This window comes from Sutterella massiliensis (assembly GCF_016899755.1).
In the GTDB taxonomy this organism is placed as follows: domain Bacteria; phylum Pseudomonadota; class Gammaproteobacteria; order Burkholderiales; family Burkholderiaceae_F; genus Sutterella; species Sutterella massiliensis.
In genome coordinates this window covers 1-1,086 of sequence record NZ_JACJJC010000113.1, presented here as the reverse complement: position 1 = coordinate 1,086, position 1,086 = coordinate 1, and the positions used below count along the sequence as shown (strand labels likewise).

At 52.6% G+C, this 1,086-nt stretch carries 1 protein-coding gene; it reads left to right on the top strand.

The window, feature by feature from the left end:
• Window positions 1–51: 51 nt before the first annotated feature.
• On the top strand, window positions 52–1,086 hold a 1,035-nt coding region (locus H6A60_RS11615), incomplete at its 3' end, for an RNA-guided endonuclease TnpB family protein (protein WP_338054874.1).

Genomic DNA, 1,086 nt, shown 5'->3' with positions numbered 1-1,086 from the left:
GATATCGTCAACGACATTTTTGCGTATCGCAAGGCAGCCGAAGCTGCGGTAGTGAAGAAGATCTACAAGCGATACAAGGACGATGCCGAGTGTAAGGTCATGTGCGGCAAGCTTCGCAACGGTGAATGGCTCAAGGACCCGTATCTGCACCGACAGATGCGAACGCATTTCCGACACGGCAAAGGAAAATGCAGCAGGCAGTTTGTCGTCCGTTCAGACAAATATTTGATCGGGTACTCGGGCGGCTTTCTGACAATTACGCTCCTCTTCAACCGGAAGTCGGGCGGCCCTGTCACGCTCGTGACGACGACGAACGGCACGAACGTCAAAATTGCGAATAGAAACCTGCGAATCATCATCGAAAACGACGAGATTCAAGTTCACTACGCATTCGAAAAGGTTTGCAAGCGCCCCCACGGCGAGGAAACCGTCGGAGTTGATAAGGGGCTGACCGAAGCCTTTGCGACGACAACGAACGAGCTCTTGGGACAGGGGCTCGGCAAGCTTGTTTTCGAATACAGCGACGCAATTACCGAGATATGGCGCGGCCGCAACAAGCTCAGAGCGCTCGCAGAACGCTACGAAAAGGAAGGCAAGACAGAGAAGGCAAACAACATCCGACTAAATAATCTGGGAACGAAAAAGCTTGACAACATGCGTCGGCGCTTTCGAACCAAGGTACGGAACTTGCTGTGCAAAGCCGCTCACAAGCTCATGGATCGAGCCTGCGTCATCGTGGTGGAAGACCTGTCGGGCTTTATCAAGGGAAAGAGCCTTGGGCGAAAAACAAATCGAAGATTGAGAACTTGGGTAAAGGGGGTGATGCAAGAAATATTGGAGGAGATTGCAGCGCTGCGAGATGTTCGCATCGTGATCGTCAACGGAGCCTATACGTCGCAAACCGACTCTCAAACGGGAGCCTTTACCGGCGAACGCAAGGGGGACCGGTTTTACCGTGAAAACGGGGATATCGTGCACGCCGATCTTAACGCAGCTTTTGTGATTCTTCTCCGGCTGTGGGATCCGGAAATCACGCGGTACATGGGTTATCGAGAAGTCAAAAAGATTATCGAGGCCCGAACCGCT